Here is a 16,118-nt window from a genome sequence, read left to right on the forward strand (position 1 = left end):
CAAGCCGGGCAGGCCGTGCGTCTGGGCTTTCAAGACCTGGCTCGCCGGACGATTGAACTAATTGGCAACTGCCCCTAGCATTCATCATTCAGTCTGAATGCCAAAGGGCTTGCATGCAGCGTCACTTCGTTGAGGCCAGATACCGGTTGCCCATGCGCCGCATGGTGTGGCTGGGCTGTCTCTGGATGTGGGTTCTGGGCGCTGCAATGAGTCTGGTCTGGTTGCTGATGCCGGCGATGGACGACATGGATCTGGCGCTGTCCGGCGGCGTCATGCTGCTGTCGCTGCTGTGCATGGGCCTGGCCAAGGCCAGGCAGTGGGTCTGGGCAGTGTCCTGCTTTGTCTGGGGCAACTGGCTGTTGAGCTTGCTCTGGGTTTGGCACATGGGAGGGCTTTATGGGCCGGCCGTGATGGCATTTCCTGCCTGGTTGGCTGTTGCGCTCTGGGTGCAGGGTACGCGTGCCGCCCTGACGATGCTGGGGCTGTCCTCCATCGTCGTTGCCTCTCTATGGTGGCTGGCGCCGCATATCGGCACGCCATTTGCGGCTCTATCGGCGGCCGAGCATCTGCTGGCGATGATTCATTTGCTGGGCATGATGATGCTGGTGCTCATCATTTGCTTGCAGGCAAGAGCCAGCCTGGGGCGGCGCGTGCAGAAAAGCCAGGAGATGCTGGCCGCACTGGAGACCAGCCAGAACGAGTTGCGCAAGTTCTATCGGGCGGTCGAGCAGAACCCCGAGAGCATCGTCATCACCGATCCCGAGCTGAAGGTCATCTATGTCAACGAGGCCTTTCTGCTGCGCTCGGGCTATGCGCGCGAGCAGGTGCTCGGCCAGTCTACCGAACTGGTATCCACCATGGGCATGGACCGCAGTCACCGTCAGCGCGCGCTCAAGCAACTGGCCAAGGGAACGCTATGGCGTGGCGAGATGACCAATCGCACGAGCAAGGGGGAGGCCTTGCGGGAGTCGGTGCTGGTGACGCCGATTCGCACGCCTCAGGGAGAGGTCGTCAACTATGTGGAGCTCAAGCGCGATCTCTCCGAGCGCGTTCTGGCCGAGCGCCGTATCCACGACCTGGTCTACCTGGACTCGCTCACGGGGCTGCCCAACCGCCATTCCCTGACCTTGCATCTGCGCGAACTGGCCCTGGTTCGGCAGGATGCCAGCCATGGCCTGCTGCTGCTGGATGTAGATCGCTTTTCCGTCTTCAATGATGTGCATGGCATGCAGCACAGCGACGAGTTGGTGCAGGCCATGGGGGCCAGACTGGTCGAGGTGCTGCCTGACGATGCCTGGATTGCGCGTATTGCGGCCGCGGAGTTTGCCATCGTCTTCGATAGCCTGCACAAGCATGCCCAGGGCGTGGAGGAGCAGCTGCAGCAGTACGCGCTGACCTTGAAGAAGTCCTTGCAAAAGCCCTTTTCCCTCAACAGCTGGGTGGAAACCGAGTTTGTCAGCTGCTGCATCGGTGGTGCGGTGCTGGAGCCGGCCATCAGAGGCGGCAACAGCCATGACGTGCTGCGCTTTGCCAGCGTGGCCCTGCATGAGGCCAAGCTGGGCGGTCCGGGCAGCGTGGTGTTGTTCGAGCCGCGCATGGCCCAGGATGTGTATCGGCGCGTGCGCATTGCCAGGGATTTGTACCATGGCATCTCCGACGGGGAGCTGCGTCTGTATCTGCAGAGTCAGACCGATGCGCGCGGTCGCTGTGTGGGTGCCGAGGCACTGGTGCGCTGGCAGCACCCCGAATGGGGACTGGTCAGCCCGGGGGAGTTCATTCCGGTGGCCGAGGAGTCCGAGCTCATTGTGCGTCTGGGCGATTGGGTGCTGCGTCAGGCCTGCATGCTGCTGGCCAGACCGGCCATGGCAGAGCGCGGACTGCGTCTGTCGGTCAACGTCAGCGCCCAGCAATTTGCGCATGACGACTTCATGGCCACGCTGGACAAGGTCTTGAGGGAAACCGGTGCCAATTCGCGCCAGCTGACACTGGAGATCACCGAAGGCACCTTGCTACGGGATCTGGATCAGGCACGCCGGCGCATGCTGGCACTGCGCGGCCTGGGCATAGAGATTTCTCTCGATGACTTCGGGACCGGCTATTCCAGCATGTACAGCCTGCAGCACCTGCCGATTCAGGAACTCAAGATCGACAGAAGTTTTGTCAGCGGCAGTCATCGTTCCGAAAAAGATGCGGCTCTGGTGGAAGCCATGTTGCTGGTGGCGCGCCGCTTGCAACTGCGCGTGGTGGCCGAAGGTGTGGAGCTGTCCGAGCAGGCGTTGCAGTTGACGCAGTGGAACCCGGACATCGTGCTGCAGGGCATGCTGCTCGGCATGCCCATGCCGCAGCAGCGTTGGCTGGTCGAGGTGTTGGGCGAGCCCGATGCCGCAGCCAAGATATGAAAAAAGCCCGCAACCATTGCTGGTTGAGGGCTGTCAGCTATGAATGGCGTAGTTGTTGGCTGTCGTCAGGCGGCAGGCTGCTCAAAATAGCGACGTGCCAGCAGATCCCAGAACCTGGAGCCGCGGCCGATGTTGTCATCGTTGAAGTCGTAGGCCGGATTGTGCAGGCTCACGCCGGGCTGGTCGCCCTTGGCATTGCCAATCCAGCCATAGGCGCCGGGGACGGCCTCCAGCATGAAGCCGAAGTCTTCGGAGGTCATGGCGGGCAGCACATCGTCAAAGGCGTTGTCATCACCGACCACTTCACGCATCACGGCGGCCATGAACTTGGCTTCGCGGGCGTGGTTGGTGGTGTTGGGGTAGGCGCCAGGGCGCAGCGTGAACTCGGCCGTGCACAGATGGGCGGCTGCCACATGGCTGCTGATGCGCTTGAGGCCTTCGACAAACATCTCGCGCGTTTCCTTCTTCAGGGTACGCACGGTGCCGGCGATGATGGCGTCGTCGGGAATGATGTTTTCCACGGTGCCGCTGGTGATCTTGCCCACAGTGAGCACGGCCGAGTCCAGAGGGTCGGTGCTGCGCGAGACCAGGGTTTGCAACTGGCTGACGATGGCGCAGGCCACGGGAATCGGGTCCAGCGTGGTGTGGGGCATGGCCGCATGGCCACCCTTGCCATGGACCCTGATCTGAAAGCGCAGGGTGGAGGCCATGATGGGGCCAACGCGCACCGCCATTTGACCTGCCGGCAGCGATGGCCAGTTGTGCAGCGCAAACACGGCTTCGCAGGGGAATTTGTCGAACAGGCCGTCATCCATCATGGCCTTGGCCCCAGCGCCGCCTTCTTCGGCTGGCTGGAAGATCAGGTGCACCGTGCCGTCAAAGTCGGGTTGCTGCGCCAGGGTGGTTGCAGCGCCCAGCAGCATGGTGGTGTGGCCGTCGTGGCCGCAGGCATGCATGCGGCCCTTGTTCTGGCTGATGTGGCCGAATGTGTTGATTTCCGTGACGGGCAGGGCATCCATATCGGCGCGGATGCCGATGCTGCGGCCGGGGTTTTCCTTGCTGCGGCCCTTGCCGTAGATGCTGGCGACAACGCCAGTCTGGCCCAGGCCGCGATGCACGGTCAGGCCCAGGGCGGTGAGGTATGCGGCGATCTTGTCGCCTGTGCGGTGCTCTTCGTATTTGAGCTCAGGGTTGGCGTGCAGGTCGCGGCGAAAACTGAGCAGCGTACCGAGGTGAGGAGTGATATCGGGTGTAGATCGCATACAGGGGCCGCGGAGCACCCAGCGCTGTAACTGTCGTGGCAGGCAAGCGTTGCGGGCCTGCCGGTGACCGCAGCATTTCAATAGCAAGACCCCCATCATAGGCGTATGCGAAGAGTGGGGGCTTAGGTAGATACCGAAATCAGGGATTTCAGCGCTTGTGCTAACCGGGAAAAAAGCAAGTGGTGACTTACCAGGCGTGAGACCTCTTGCGTACGGCCGGATGCGCCCTGCTGGTCGCGTCTGGCAGGGCGAAACACCCGCCAGATGCAGTCAGCCGCGAACCCGCAATGCCCCGTGCGTCGCCTCGTTCCGGCGCAAACGGCGAAAATACCGGGTTATGACCGCACAGAACGCCAAAATTTCCCTGTTCCAGCAGTTGCTGGTGCGCCCTGATCGCAACGATCCCAACCCTCTCATCCTCTACCATGGCCGTCGCTGCCCCGATGGCTTCGGCGCGGCGCTGGCGGCCTGGCTGTTCTATGAAGGCCAGGCCGAGTTTCGCGGTCTGGATCACGGCGAGATTCAGACGGCCGACGACCTGGGCGATCTGGCCGGTCGCGCCGTCTATGTACTGGACTTTGCCTTTGAACCCACGCTGATGGCCGAGATCGAGTCGCGCGTGGCCAAGCTCGTGGTGCTGGACCATCACAAGAGCGCCGCCGAGAAACTCAGCGGCTACCAATGCCAATGCGGCGTGGTGCATTTCGATATGAGCAAGTCCGGCGCGCGTCTGGCCTGGGAGTTTTTCCAGGCCGACAAGCCCGTGCCCGGTCTGATTCGCTACATCGAGGACCGCGATATCTGGAAATGGGAATTCCCCGAAAGCGCGGCGTTTCTCGCGGCTCTGGACATGGAGCCCGTGCGCAGCTTTGAGCGCTGGGCCGAGATTGCGGCCTTCACGCCCGAGCAGGAAACCGTCTACATGGCCCGTGGCGGCGCCATGGACGAGAAATTCCAGAAGCTTTGCGCCGATATTGCCGACGGCGCCCAGGTGCTGGTCTTCAACGGCAGGCAGGGCCTGATGGTCAACTGCCCGGGCATGTTCCACAGCCAGGTGGGTGATTTGCTGGCGCGCCAGAGCGGCAGCTTTGCCTTGATGTGGCATGCCAATCACAAGGGCACCAAGGTGGGCCTGCGCTCGCGTTCGGAGTTCAACTGCATTCCTCTGGCAGAGAGCTTTGGCGGCGGAGGCCATGCCCAGGCCTGTGGCTTCAAGATGGGCAACGAGCGTCTGGTGGAGTTGCTGCAGGGTGAGCTCAAGGCCGAACCCGAAGCGCAATACGAGTTTGCGGCCGCACCAGGCCTGCAGTTCGACGAAGAGGGCAAGTGGATTCGCGCTACGCCCAAGTCTGCGTAGTTGCAGAAAATCATAGCTGTCAACGCTTGAGATACAAGCGCTGACAGCTGTTTCTTATGCTATGGGTTGCCAGCCCGGCAGCGCCAGCAGCTTTTGCCAGTCCCGCGCTTCCTGCAGCTGAGTCAGACTGGACCAGTCGGCCTCGAAGCGCATGAGCTGCCCGCTCACGGGGTGGGCAATCTCCAGTGCCCTGGCATGAAGCCATAGCCGCTGTTGACCCAGGCGTTCGGCCCACCAGCGATTCAGCGGCCCCTTGCCATGGGTGGCGTCGCCGATGATGGGGTGGGCCACATGCTTGAGATGGCGGCGTATCTGGTGTCTGCGGCCCGTGGTCGGCAGGGCTTCGACCAGGCTGATGCGGGTTTCGGGGTGTCGGCCGTCATAGCTTTCGGGCCAGGACAGGCGCGCCAGACAGCGCAAGTGCGTGTGCGCGTCCTGCACCGGGGCATCCTCGGGTGCATCGTCGGGCTTGAGGGGATGATCGACTTCCAACGTTTCGGGTAGCCAGCCGCGCACCAGGGCCCGATATTCCTTGCGGGTTTCATGGGCTGCAAAGCTGGCAGCCAGAGCCTGGGCCGCTTGCTTGTGCAGTGCCATGAGCAGCACGCCGCAGGTGCCCTTGTCCAGCCGGTGCACGGGCCAGACATGATGGCCCAGTTGGTCGCGCAGCGTCTGCATGACAAAGCGGGTCTCGTGCGCATCCAGGCCCGTGCGATGCACCAGCCAGCTGGCGGGTTTGTAGACCACGACCATATGCTCGTCCTGCCAGAGTATGTGCAAAGGCGGATTGGCAGAGCCGTCGGGCAGGGCGGTATCGGGCATGTGGAAGGCAGACAGAAGAGGGCGAGCCGCACTCTAGCGCACAGTGCAAAGCTTTGCTGACCAGGGTCTGCCTGCCGACAGGCCGCTTCGTGGCCGAGAATCGGTGTGGGCCGCTCGACGTCGGCTCATTTTTTTTTTGAAGTAGCTGCCAGCGCTTGACGGATCAATGCTGGCCGCCATTTGGAGGCTTGATCTTGTGTCTGTGATGTTCAAGGGGGTGGTGGTTTCGGTCCTGGCGTCCGTGCTGTTCGCCTCGCTGTACTACCTCTCGCCTTTTCTCGCCCCGCTCGATGGCGAGCAGATCTTTGGCTGGCGCGTGCTGGTGACGTTGCCCTTTACCACTGCCCTGCTGTTCGCTCTCAAGGAGGTGGCGGCGGTACGCGACTTGCTGGCGAGAGCTCTGGCCCAGCCCCGGTTTGGAATGCTGCTGGTGCTGAGCTCGGCGCTGCTGGGCGTGCAGCTATGGATTTTCATGTGGGCACCCATGAACGGGCGTGCGTTGCCAGTGTCGCTGGGCTATTTTCTGCTGCCGCTGGTGATGGTCGTGGCCGGGCGTGTGCTGTTTGCCGAGCGTCTGACGCTGGGCCAGAGCCTGGCTACGCTCCTGGCGGCTGCGGGCGTGGCGCATGAGTTCTGGCAGGCCGGCGGCATGTCCTGGGAGACCTGGGTGGTGGCGCTGGGCTATACGGTGTATTTCTCGCTGCGCCGCTGGCTGCAGACCGATACCCTGGCCGGTCACTGGATAGACATGGCGCTGCTGGTTCCGGTGGCCATTGCCTTCACGCTGCGCACGCCCGACAGTTGGCCGCTGGTCGCGGGTCATCCGACGTTATGGGGCCTGCTGCCCTTGCTGGGCATCGTCAGCGCCGTGGCGCTGGCGCTGTACATGATTGCCAGTCGCTGGCTGCCGCTGGGCCTGTTCGGTCTGCTGTCCTATGTGGAACCGGCCTTGCTGGTCGTGGTGGCCTGGCTGCTGGGCGAGAGCATGGAGCCGCAGCAGCAACTGAGCTATGCGCTGATCTTTGCCGCCGTGGGCCTGCTGATCGGCGATGGCTTGCGGCATTCATGGCGTGGGCGTTCACACACATCGGACTGAGATTGCTGCAGTTCCAGCCCCAAGTTGGTGCATCACAGGGCAATAATTGAAGTTTTGTTTTGTTTGAAGGAATAGCTCGTCATGGCATCGACCTCATCCCCTATCCGCGTTGCTATCGTCGGTTACGGCAATCTGGGCCGCGGCGTGGAAGCTGCTGTCGCCAAGAACCCCGATATGCAGCTCAAGGGGATTTACACCCGTCGCGACCCTTCCCAGCTCCAGCCCCTGAATGCAGATACGCCTGTGCATTCCATGGATGTTTTGCTGTCGCACAAAGGTCAGGTCGATGTGCTGATTCTCTGCGGCGGCTCCAAGGACGATTTGCCCAGGCAGGCGCCCGAGCTGGCGGCTCATTTCAATCTGGTCGACAGCTTTGACACCCATGCCCGCATCCCCGAACACTTTGCCAATGTGGACAAGGCCGCTCAGGGGGGTCAATGCACGGCCCTGATCTCGGCCGGCTGGGACCCCGGCATGTTCTCCATCAACCGCGTGCTGGGTGAAGCCCTGCTGCCTGACGGCGCTACCTACACCTTCTGGGGCAAGGGCCTGAGTCAGGGCCATTCCGACGCCATCCGCCGCGTGGAAGGCGTGGCCGGCGGCGTGCAGTACACCATCCCTGTGGAAGAGGCGGTCAACAAGGTGCGCTCCGGCGTGCGCCCCGAGCTGTCCACCCGCGAGAAGCACCAGCGTGAATGCCATGTGGTGCTCAAGGATGGCGCCGACGCCGAAGCCGTGCGCAAGACCATTGTGGAAATGCCTCACTACTTCGACCAGTACGACACCACGGTCCACTTCATCAGTGCCGAAGAGCTGGCTCGCGATCACTCTGCCATGCCCCATGGCGGCTTTGTGATCCGCAGCGGCAATACCAGTGCCGAAAACAAGCAGGTCATCGAATACCGCCTGCAGCTGGACAGCAACCCCGAGTTCACTTCCAGCGTGCTTGTGGCTTATGCACGCGCCGTGCATCGCCTGGCCCAGGCTGGCCAACATGGCTGCAAGACGGTATTTGACGTGGCCCCTGGCCTGCTGTCGCCCAAGAGCGCCGAACAACTGCGTGCCGAGCTGCTGTAAATCAGCCGCCGCGATCAGCAAAAAGCCTCGCAGGGTCTGCGAGGCTTTTTTGTGTCGAAGCGGGTTGCAGCGTCAATTGCCCGATGATTGGCAGCTATTGATTTTCAAGTGCTTGCGGGGGCTCGAGGCCGCTTACGCGCGCCGCATCTTCGAGCCTGTCCACATCGCGCAGGGGCTTGAACAGTGCCATCCAACCACCCACCACGCCCAGTGTGCACAGGCTGCCCAGAATGGCGGCGGGAACTGCGCCGAACCAGGACGCGCTGCTGCCTGCGCGGAACTCGCCCAGCTCGTTGGAGGAGCCGATGAACAGCATGTTCACCGCATTCACGCGGCCGCGCATATGGTCGGGCGTGGAAAACTGCACCAATGCGCCGCGAATATAGACGCTGACCATATCGGCCGCACCGGCCACGGCCAGTGCCAGCATGGACAGTACAAACCAGTGCGAGAGCGCAAACACCAGATTGGCCAGTCCGAACACTGCTACGGCGGCAAACATCACCTTGCCCACGCGGCGGTTGATGGGGCGCGATGCCAGCCACAGGCCCATGCAGACCTCTCCCGCAGCCATGGAGGAGCGCAGCAGGCCCAGGCCTTGCGGACCTACCTGAAGCACCTCGTGCGCATAAACGGGCAGCAGGGCCACAACGCCACCCAGCAGCACAGCAAACAGATCGAGCGAGATGGTGCCAAGGATGATGGGGCGGGTACGCATGAAATGCAGACCTTCGGCAAAGCGTTGCCACATGGTGGTTTGCACGTCAGTGAGGATCCTGGGGCCGGCAAAATGTACGGGGACCTGGCTCAGCAGGCCGGCTCCCAGAAGCAGAGCGACGCCGCAGACCGCATAGGTCAGCACGCCGCCGCCGAGCGCGTACAGCAGGCCGCCCAGCACGGGAGCGGCAATCGCCGAGATACGCATCAGCATGCTGTTGGTGGCCAGTGCCTGGGCCAGTTGCTCGCGGGCAACGATCTGCGGCAACAGGCTTTGCAGCGCCGGACCGCTGAAGGCGCGACTGCAGCCAAACAGCACCAGCACTGCATAAATCCAGTGCACATTGTGCGCGCCGCTCTCGGCTAGCAGCCAGAGCAGGCCCGAGCAGACTGCGGCCACCAGCCAGCTGATGCCAAGCAGGCGCTTGCGGCTCATGCGGTCGCTGAGATCGCCAGCGGGAATCAGCAGACCCGCCATGGGCAGGAACTGCGCCAGCCCGACATAGGCCAGAGACAGAGGCTCGCGGGTGATGTCGTACACCTGCCAGGCCACCACCACTGCCTGCATCTGCTGGGCAAACATGGCAAGCATGCGTGCCAGCACGAAATTGACAAAAGCGGGATCGCGCAATGGCGGGATGGAGGAGGCCTGAGGCGCTGTAGAGGTGACGGGGGTGGACAAGGTGAGATCCGTGAGTGCGGCTGAGGAGGCGGGAGTTGGCCTGGGCCGACGTCCTGCCTTGGCGACCTGAAATGTCAGAGGGCCGAGTATGCGCGATCGCCTTGTTTTCTGCAGTGCCTATGGCCGTTCTGAGCATTCACTTCTGCTGCGGTTCATATCCGGCAAGCAGGCTGCGGATTAACCTTCATGCCATGCAGGAGAGAAGCCTTGTTTGTCAAAAAATGTTTACCGACGAAGGCATGAGTCACTTTCCCACACGCAAAGAAACGGCGGCGATTCATCATAGCTTCACACAAATGGTTTGGCGTTATGAATAGCGAAGCTTTCTCTCAAGGAGTCACATCATGTCCATGCTTTCGATGCAATACGCAGGAACTCTTCTGGGCCGCGAAGCAGTCATTGAATTCCCGGACAGCCAGGCCCAAGTCCGCTACACCGCCAGCGGTCAGATGCGCTGGCGCGTGGTGGACTCGCAAGGGCATATTTCCGAGGGCTGCGAGAACCTCAGCTATCTGCAACTGAGCGACCACCTGCATTTTTTGAACTGGATCGAGAAAACCGGCTTCACGGTCAGCCAGGTCATAGATTCGGCCAAGGGCACGGTGCAGGCTTTCTGGTCCTATGCTGACAACCAGTGCGAAAGCGGCCATCGTTCCTCCATGTTTGTGGAAGGTCGTTTCCGTCTGCGTTGAATCTGTCGGCTATTGCCCGGGGCATGGAGCCGGGGCAGGAGCCAGCTCAATGATTTGTGTGTGAGGTCAGTGACTTTCCTCTCTTGCCGGCATCCGAAAGGTGTCGGCTTTTTTCTCCGTGAAACATTGCAGGCTCAATCATCCCTGCGTATTTTTTGATCGCAGGGCCCGAAGTCAATGCCTGTGCGGCCTCGCTCTGCTTTTCCGAGGCTTGTCCACAGGCGGCTCCACAGACGCTGGGCATAACCTGTAATCCTGTTTTCCGAACTACTGCGTTCAGAAAACATTCCCTAAGTAGTTATTGCCAAAAGAAAATCGTCCTTTGGCAACGAACCATGTTTGATGAAACGTGGTGCGTGAAACATCGGCGTTGAATGTACGCATGAAAATAGAAAAGCCGGCACCAGGGCCGGCTTTTTCAATGCCTGAGCGCCGGCTTACTTGCGCTTGTCGGCGATGGCCGAGGACACCACCATGTCCAGCACATAGACATAGCTTGAAGCATCGGCGGGTACATTCTGGCGCTTGAAGCGGTTGATGCGCAGCACATTGCTCACACCGGTTTCGTGCTTGTAGCCTTCAATCTCGCTGTAGAAGTTCTCCCACTGGCCGGTATAGGTCTTGACGCCGTTGTCGCCGTAGCGGATCTCGCGTACCTGCAGACACTGATGGCGGCCTGCACCTGCACTACAGGCCTTGCGCTCGGGACCGACCTCGAGAAATATGCGTTCGGGCGCGCTGCCGTATTGGGTCTGGGCAGTGGGCTTGCCGTTGAGCTGCCAGCGCGTGCCATCAATGAACTGCAGCGTCAGGCGAGGCTGTTCAGTAGTGGCGCCGCCGAGCTGCACATTCCATTGCTTGGCCGTAGGCAGAATGCGCGCTACCTTCTGCTCCAGCATCATCAGCTGGTTGTCATTGCAGGCACGCAGGGTGCTCATGCCGCGCTGCAGATTGATGCGCTGGCCCTCAACGGTGTAAGCCGACGAGATGACGTTGCACAGATTCTTGACGACGACGCGCTGATCCACGAAGTCCAGCTCGATAGGTGCCTGGCTGGAGCCCAGAAACCAGCTTTGGTCCTCATTGCCAGCCGGTGTGTAGGCCTGCTGCAGTTTCCAGTGGTAGGCGGTCAGCGACGCGGCATCGCCTGCGGAGCCTGTAGGGCCGGGCTTGCTTGCACCGCCACCGCTTGTCGTACCGCAGGCGGCAAGCGTCATGGAAGCAACAAGGGGAAGGCACCAGGTCCAGCGAAATTTCATAGGGTTTCCTTAAGGTCGAATAGAGGAATACGGCAAACCGTGTCAGCAGAAACAGAGTCTCTGTTGACCATATCAGTTCCCTGCGGGTTTTATCTGACCTTAACCCAACGTTGCGGTTGTTTTGCGCTTCGACAACCTCAGAGTGTCAACAAATGCTGCACGCGGAAGGGCGGAGAAATCAGATGTGCCGCCCGGGCGTGAAGCCCCTGTAAAGATCGAAAAAATCCGTACGACTAGACAGCGCTTCGTCAAATTAGTCTTTGCCAAGCTGCTACGCTTCAAAGGTTCGGGCTATGAAGAAACTACGGCCCAGGCATCAAGGAGTTTCTGTGCGCTTAGGTGGTGTTGCTTTGTTTGGGCTGAATTGGGGGCGGCTGGGTTCTGTGGGCATATTGGCAGGTTTGCTGGGGGCATGCTCGGCAACCGCACCTCAGCATATGCCGGTACAGGAGACTTTCGACTCCAGTTCCACGTTTTCCCGCGGCTTTGATGCGACACCGGCACAGACTTGCGAGGCCGCACGTCGCGCCTTGTTGAGCCAGGGTTATATCGCAACGGCCAGGACGCAGGAGCTGATAGAAGGGCGCAAGAACTTCCAGCCCAATACGGAGACCAATCTGGAAATCAATTTCCGTGTGGTCTGCGTGCCGCAGACCAGCGACGGCCTGGTCAGTCTGGGTTTTGCGACAGCGTTGCAGGATCGCTATTCGCTAAAGAAGAGTGCAACCTCGGCCAGCGTGGGGGTGAGCGCTCTGGGTTCGCTGTCTCTGCCGTTTTCCTCCAGCAACGATTCGCTGGTCAAGGTGGGCAGCGAGACCATTTCCAAACGCAGCTTCTACGACAGTTTCTTTGAGCTGGTGGAGAACTATCTGAAGCAGGATCGGGATGCACCATAGTTTCGAGCAAACCGGTCTGTTGCGCCTGATGGGTATGCGTTGGAGGTCCTGAGCTGGTCGTGAGAATTTAAAAAGCGGCTCGCTGAGCCGCTTTTTCGTCTGCGAGATCCGTTCAGATGAACAGCGCCGGGTCCACCATGGCGCGGTTCAGCATCACGCTCCAGTGCAGGTGGGGACCGGTCACGCGGCCTGTGGCTCCGACCTTGCAAAAGGAATCGCCTGTCTGCAACTGGTCGCCCGGCTTGCAGTCCACCTGGCTCAGGTGGCAGTACATGGTGAGCAGGCCGCCGCCATGGTCCAGCCAGACCGTGCCGCCGTTGAAGAAATAGTCGCCCACATCGATCACCTTGCCGGGTAGCGGTGCACGCACCGGCGTGCCCGTAGGGGCGGCGATGTCCATGCCGCTGTGCGGATTGCGCGACTGGCCGTTGAAGACTCGGCGCAGGCCGAAACTGCTGGAGCGGCGACCCGGCACCGGCACGCGCATGTGCAGGCTGCCGGAAGGCAGCGGCTCTGTGAAGGTGGCCATCACGGTCTTCAGGTGGGCGGCCTCGCGTTCGTAGCGGGCATTGTCTTCGGCAGACAGGTCCACCGTCTTGGGTGAGACCTTGAGGCGTTGCTCCACATACTGTTTGTCGCGCACCGTATAGCTCATGGTGTGCAAACGGCCGTCGGCCTTCACGCCAACGCTTTGCTCACCCGGTGTGGTGGCAAGCGGTATGCCCACGAGTGCGGTCCATTCGATCATGTCTCCCACCACCAGAACCTCGGCCTCCGCTGCCGTGACCAGGGGACGTGCGGAGGCAGGGCCCAGCGACAGGCGTGCGACGCCGCCGGGAACCCTGCTGTCCTGCGGCCAGAGCGCGCTGTCCGAGTTGGCGCTGCGCGCAGCCCAGGCTGGTGCTGCGGCAAACAGCGCCGATTGCGCCATCCATTGCAGCAGGCGACGGCGCTCGGGAGGGAGAGAAAGGTTGGAAATTTTTTCGGCTGGCATGGTGCTTATCGGGTTGTGCAGGCATTGTGCTGTATTGCTATCGATAGCGGAGCTAAAGGCGATACAGGGATGGGAGCTTTACGCATGTCTATGACTTGCAGGTCGGCAGCGGCGATCAGGGCAGGCGCATGCTCAGGGCCAGATCCAGCTGTCCCAGTTGCTCCAGGGCCTGCACTGCACCGAGCCGGTCGCGCTGCTGCTTGTTCTGGCTCAGCTTGAACTTGGCTTCCAGGCGGTCGACGGTAATTTCCAGGCCCACGATGGCGCCGAGCATGCGTTGCAGATAGTCGGGCGGAGCATCGCTCATTTTCCACGGGGCCTGGGCATTGTTCCGAGCCTCATGGCGGCGGGTGAGCCGGCCCACCACGCCGCGCACGAACTTTTCATCATCGCGCACACCGATGCGGCCGTGCGCATGGACCACACGGTAGTTCCAGGTCGGGACCTGCTCATGGTTCTCGTGCTTGCTGGGATACCAGTTGGGGGAGATATAGGCCTGCTCGGCACGGAAGATCACCAGCACGGAGCTGTCGTCCCGGATCTGCTGCCACACAGGGTTGGCGCGCGCCACGTGGGCGATAAGGCGCAAAACGCCGTCCTCGTCCTGCAACAGCTCGAAAGGCAGGTGATTGGCGTCCAGCCCCGAGTCGGAATGGGTGACCAGGCAACCCAGCGGGTGAGCCTGGATCAGAGCATGCAGGGCAGTGGGGTCGTCGACCTTGAAATGGCAGGGGTTGTACATGAAGACCTGCTGCAGTGAGTGGCGCAAAAACGAATGAGCTTCTATGAGCTTGTTTATACCGTCATGCAGGCTGCGCACTGACAAGCCGCCTGCATGGCAGGCGGCATGGTACGAAGGCGAGTGGCGTTTCAGCGGTGCTCGCGATCCCCGCGCGAGCGGCCCTCAGACCGCGTCGCTTGCATGCGAGCCTGTTGCTCGGCCTGGTGCTGTTGAGCCTGCTGCTGGCGTTGGGCCTGTTCCTGTGCCCGTTGTTGCTGCATCTGGGCTTGCTGCTGGCGCTGCTGTTGTTCACGAGCCTGTTGCTGCTGCATTTGCTGCTGGCGCTGAGCTTGCTCCTGGGCGTGCTGCTGTTGCATCTGCCGCAGCTGTGCCTGTTGCCGATGCTCTTGCTGATCACGGGCTTGCTGCATTTGCTGTTGGTATTGAGCCTGCTCCTGGGCGCGCTGCATCTGCATCTGGGCTTGTCGCTGGCGCTCCTGCTGCTCGCGGACTTGCTGCATCGCTTGCTGGCGCTGGGTTGGCTCCTGTGGGCGTTGCTGCATGGCTTTCTCCACCATGGCAGCCTGCATCTGCGGCGCCTGAGGTGGATGGCGATCATGGGGGTCTTGCGGCGGCATCAAAGCATTGCCATTGGATGCGCGCGGCCCGCCTGGAGCATGGTTGGGTCCCTGGGCAAAGCCCGGCCTGCCCTGTAGCTGTGTAGCCAGGGGGCTCTGTGCTGGCTGTCGCTGGTTCAGGCCATGGCCACCGGCTGTCATGGCGGCGGCACCGACGGCAGCGCCCACAGCCATCGTCCCCGGCCCAGCAAGGACGCCTGCCGCCTGGGGCGGCCCGGCCGGCTCGCGGCGCTCGCCTGCGGCATTTTCATGGATGCTGTTGATATAGGTGTTGTCCGTGCGATGGATGTTCTGCACCACGGTTCGCGACTGCGATATATAGGTGGTGTTGTTGTAGACCACGGCCGGACGGGCTTGCGGGGGCGGGGGGCGCTCGCCGTGACGCCAGGGCCTTTCGGGATCGCCCCAGTGCATATTCCAGGCATTCCAGCCCCAGGACGGATGTCTGTCCATGGACCCGGCCAGCACGATGGCGGTGCCAAAGCCCAGCAGGCCGGCCATTACTGGCACGCCTGCCACGGGAGCTGGAGGCGGCACCTCCACATAGCGGTAGCCGCCATATACGGGCAGCGGCTGACCGTAGACCGCAGCCGGGTCGTACTGAGGAACGTAGACCGTATCCACTTGGGTGGGGCTGATTTCAATGAACTGCTCCGGCGGCTCTATGACCGGGTCGGGCAGCGGTGTGACCACGGCTCCTGGCGTATAGGCCACGGCGGCAGGCGTGGACGCCAGGTTGACCTTGAGCTGGCTGGAGGTCTTGAGCGTGCCGGCCTTGTAGGCACGGTTGCGCATGACCTGTATGGCGTTCATCACATCCGAGGGATCGTTGTAATAGGCTTTGCCCAGCGCCGTGGTCCAGGGCAGGTTGGAGGCCATCTGTTCCAGCACATTGGGAAACTGGGTCAGTGATTTGACGGAAGGGTCCCAGTTCTGGGCGTTGACGGCATTGCTCATCGCAGTCTTGTGCAGGCCGGGGTTTTGCCCCAGCCAGGTTTCGGCGGCGCTGATCTGGTCTGGATAGGTGGCACCGGCCAGGATCTGGGCCACAAGCTTGTCCGGGTAAAGCGCAATCGGCGCCACCATCCGGTAGAGCGCGTCAGCACCGGGTGGCACATAGGCTGCGGGCTGAGGCTGGGCGGCATCGGGCGTGGCGGAAGGTGCCGAGGCTGGCGGCGCACTGTCCGCCTTGATCGGCGAATCCTTGTCGTTGCAGGCGCTCAGCGCCATGGCGGCGGCCAGGGCAATCATGCCTGGATGCCATAGGCGGGCGACCGTTTTTGGCTGCAGTTCCGGCTGCTCGGGCCGGGTCCTGGGGAAATGCGACATCTGACGCTCCTTGCGCCGCGCCGTGCAAATCACGGTGCTTTGGCGGATGCTGTTTTAACGCCAGTTTTGAGCCGTTGTTGACAGAGTGTTGTAAGCAAATAAAGCGTGTGGTTGCAGGCCATGCTCCGAGAGATATCGTGAATTTTGATAGCTTCTTTCGCAGTGTGGGTAAGGGCT

The 16,118-nt window shown here is 61.7% G+C and carries 13 protein-coding genes; 6 read left to right on the forward strand and 7 right to left on the reverse strand.

Features of this window, described 5'->3' with window-relative positions:
• The first annotated feature begins 113 nt into the window (after positions 1–113).
• A complete protein-coding gene (locus tag AAIL67_RS17090; RefSeq protein ID WP_343484442.1) occupies positions 114–2,399 on the forward strand; it encodes an EAL domain-containing protein in 2,286 nt (761 codons plus the stop codon).
• Positions 2,400–2,464: 65 nt separating this feature from the next.
• Here AAIL67_RS17090 and AAIL67_RS17095 read toward each other — a convergent pair whose 3' ends face one another.
• Entirely contained in the window at positions 2,465–3,661 is a 1,197-nt protein-coding gene (locus AAIL67_RS17095; protein ID WP_343484443.1) for a M20 aminoacylase family protein, read from the reverse strand.
• A 337-nt stretch (positions 3,662–3,998) separates the two neighbouring features.
• On the opposite strand from AAIL67_RS17095, the gene AAIL67_RS17100 reads away from it, so the two are divergent.
• Complete coding sequence (locus AAIL67_RS17100; protein WP_343484444.1) at positions 3,999–5,018, forward strand: phosphoesterase; 1,020 nt, start codon at positions 3,999–4,001, stop codon at positions 5,016–5,018.
• 54 nt (positions 5,019–5,072) lie between these two features.
• Here the strand turns inward: AAIL67_RS17100 and AAIL67_RS17105 are convergent, their stop codons facing one another.
• Positions 5,073–5,840 (reverse strand): pseudouridine synthase, encoded by a 768-nt coding sequence (locus AAIL67_RS17105; protein ID WP_034359415.1) that lies wholly within the window; start codon positions 5,838–5,840, stop codon positions 5,073–5,075.
• 205 nt (positions 5,841–6,045) lie between these two features.
• Here AAIL67_RS17105 and rarD point away from each other — a divergent pair, with 205 nt between their 5' ends.
• Complete coding sequence (gene rarD / locus AAIL67_RS17110) at positions 6,046–6,936, forward strand: EamA family transporter RarD (protein ID WP_034359486.1); 891 nt, start codon at positions 6,046–6,048, stop codon at positions 6,934–6,936.
• 81 nt (positions 6,937–7,017) lie between these two features.
• Positions 7,018–8,013, forward strand: coding sequence for a diaminopimelate dehydrogenase (locus AAIL67_RS17115; RefSeq protein WP_034378409.1), 996 nt, complete (start codon positions 7,018–7,020; stop codon positions 8,011–8,013).
• Positions 8,014–8,107: 94 nt separating this feature from the next.
• On the opposite strand, the gene AAIL67_RS17120 is transcribed toward AAIL67_RS17115, so the two are convergent.
• A complete protein-coding gene (locus AAIL67_RS17120) occupies positions 8,108–9,412 on the reverse strand; it encodes an MFS transporter (protein WP_034359411.1) in 1,305 nt (434 codons plus the stop codon).
• A gap of 344 nt (positions 9,413–9,756) precedes the next feature.
• On the opposite strand from AAIL67_RS17120, the gene AAIL67_RS17125 reads away from it, so the two are divergent.
• Positions 9,757–10,104, forward strand: a complete 348-nt coding sequence (locus AAIL67_RS17125) for a hypothetical protein (RefSeq protein ID WP_003053278.1) — start codon at positions 9,757–9,759, stop codon at positions 10,102–10,104.
• A gap of 437 nt (positions 10,105–10,541) precedes the next feature.
• Here the strand turns inward: AAIL67_RS17125 and AAIL67_RS17130 are convergent, their stop codons facing one another.
• Entirely contained in the window at positions 10,542–11,363 is an 822-nt protein-coding gene (locus AAIL67_RS17130) for an META and DUF4377 domain-containing protein (protein WP_034359409.1), read from the reverse strand.
• Between the two features lie 437 nt (positions 11,364–11,800).
• On the opposite strand from AAIL67_RS17130, the gene AAIL67_RS17135 reads away from it, so the two are divergent.
• Positions 11,801–12,259 carry a DUF2242 domain-containing protein gene (locus tag AAIL67_RS17135; protein WP_224648528.1) on the forward strand — a complete coding sequence of 153 codons (459 nt, stop codon included), beginning with the start codon at positions 11,801–11,803 and terminating at the stop codon, positions 12,257–12,259.
• Between the two features lie 112 nt (positions 12,260–12,371).
• Here AAIL67_RS17135 and AAIL67_RS17140 read toward each other — a convergent pair whose 3' ends face one another.
• The 3 genes from AAIL67_RS17140 to AAIL67_RS17150 form a co-directional block, all read right to left on the reverse strand.
• Positions 12,372–13,253 (reverse strand): peptidoglycan DD-metalloendopeptidase family protein, encoded by an 882-nt coding sequence (locus tag AAIL67_RS17140; protein WP_343484445.1) that lies wholly within the window; start codon positions 13,251–13,253, stop codon positions 12,372–12,374.
• A 115-nt stretch (positions 13,254–13,368) separates the two neighbouring features.
• Complete coding sequence (locus AAIL67_RS17145; RefSeq protein WP_343484446.1) at positions 13,369–13,995, reverse strand: FMN-binding negative transcriptional regulator; 627 nt, start codon at positions 13,993–13,995, stop codon at positions 13,369–13,371.
• 128 nt (positions 13,996–14,123) lie between these two features.
• Positions 14,124–15,941: a DUF3300 domain-containing protein gene (locus AAIL67_RS17150; RefSeq protein WP_343484447.1), complete on the reverse strand. Its 1,818-nt coding sequence runs from the start codon at positions 15,939–15,941 to the stop codon at positions 14,124–14,126.
• Between the last annotated feature and the right edge of the window lie 177 nt (positions 15,942–16,118).

The organism is Comamonas sp. A7-5 (assembly GCF_039581385.1).
Classification (GTDB): Bacteria; Pseudomonadota; Gammaproteobacteria; order Burkholderiales; family Burkholderiaceae_C; genus Comamonas; species Comamonas thiooxydans.

Bases quoted from the DNA above. Each gene is read 5' to 3' on its own strand.
- AAIL67_RS17090 (WP_343484442.1), top strand. From the start codon at position 114: ATGCAGCGTCACTTCGTTGAGGCCAGATACCGGTTGCCCATGCGCCGC.
- AAIL67_RS17095 (WP_343484443.1), bottom strand. From the start codon at position 3,661: ATGCGATCTACACCCGATATCACTCCTCACCTCGGTACGCTGCTCAGT.
- AAIL67_RS17100 (WP_343484444.1), top strand. From the start codon at position 3,999: ATGACCGCACAGAACGCCAAAATTTCCCTGTTCCAGCAGTTGCTGGTG.
- AAIL67_RS17105 (WP_034359415.1), bottom strand. From the start codon at position 5,840: ATGCCCGATACCGCCCTGCCCGACGGCTCTGCCAATCCGCCTTTGCAC.
- rarD (WP_034359486.1), top strand. From the start codon at position 6,046: ATGTTCAAGGGGGTGGTGGTTTCGGTCCTGGCGTCCGTGCTGTTCGCC.
- AAIL67_RS17115 (WP_034378409.1), top strand. From the start codon at position 7,018: ATGGCATCGACCTCATCCCCTATCCGCGTTGCTATCGTCGGTTACGGC.
- AAIL67_RS17125 (WP_003053278.1), top strand. From the start codon at position 9,757: ATGTCCATGCTTTCGATGCAATACGCAGGAACTCTTCTGGGCCGCGAA.
- AAIL67_RS17130 (WP_034359409.1), bottom strand. From the start codon at position 11,363: ATGAAATTTCGCTGGACCTGGTGCCTTCCCCTTGTTGCTTCCATGACG.
- AAIL67_RS17135 (WP_224648528.1), top strand. From the start codon at position 11,801: ATGCCGGTACAGGAGACTTTCGACTCCAGTTCCACGTTTTCCCGCGGC.
- AAIL67_RS17140 (WP_343484445.1), bottom strand. From the start codon at position 13,253: ATGCCAGCCGAAAAAATTTCCAACCTTTCTCTCCCTCCCGAGCGCCGT.
- AAIL67_RS17145 (WP_343484446.1), bottom strand. From the start codon at position 13,995: ATGTACAACCCCTGCCATTTCAAGGTCGACGACCCCACTGCCCTGCAT.
- AAIL67_RS17150 (WP_343484447.1), bottom strand. From the start codon at position 15,941: ATGTCGCATTTCCCCAGGACCCGGCCCGAGCAGCCGGAACTGCAGCCA.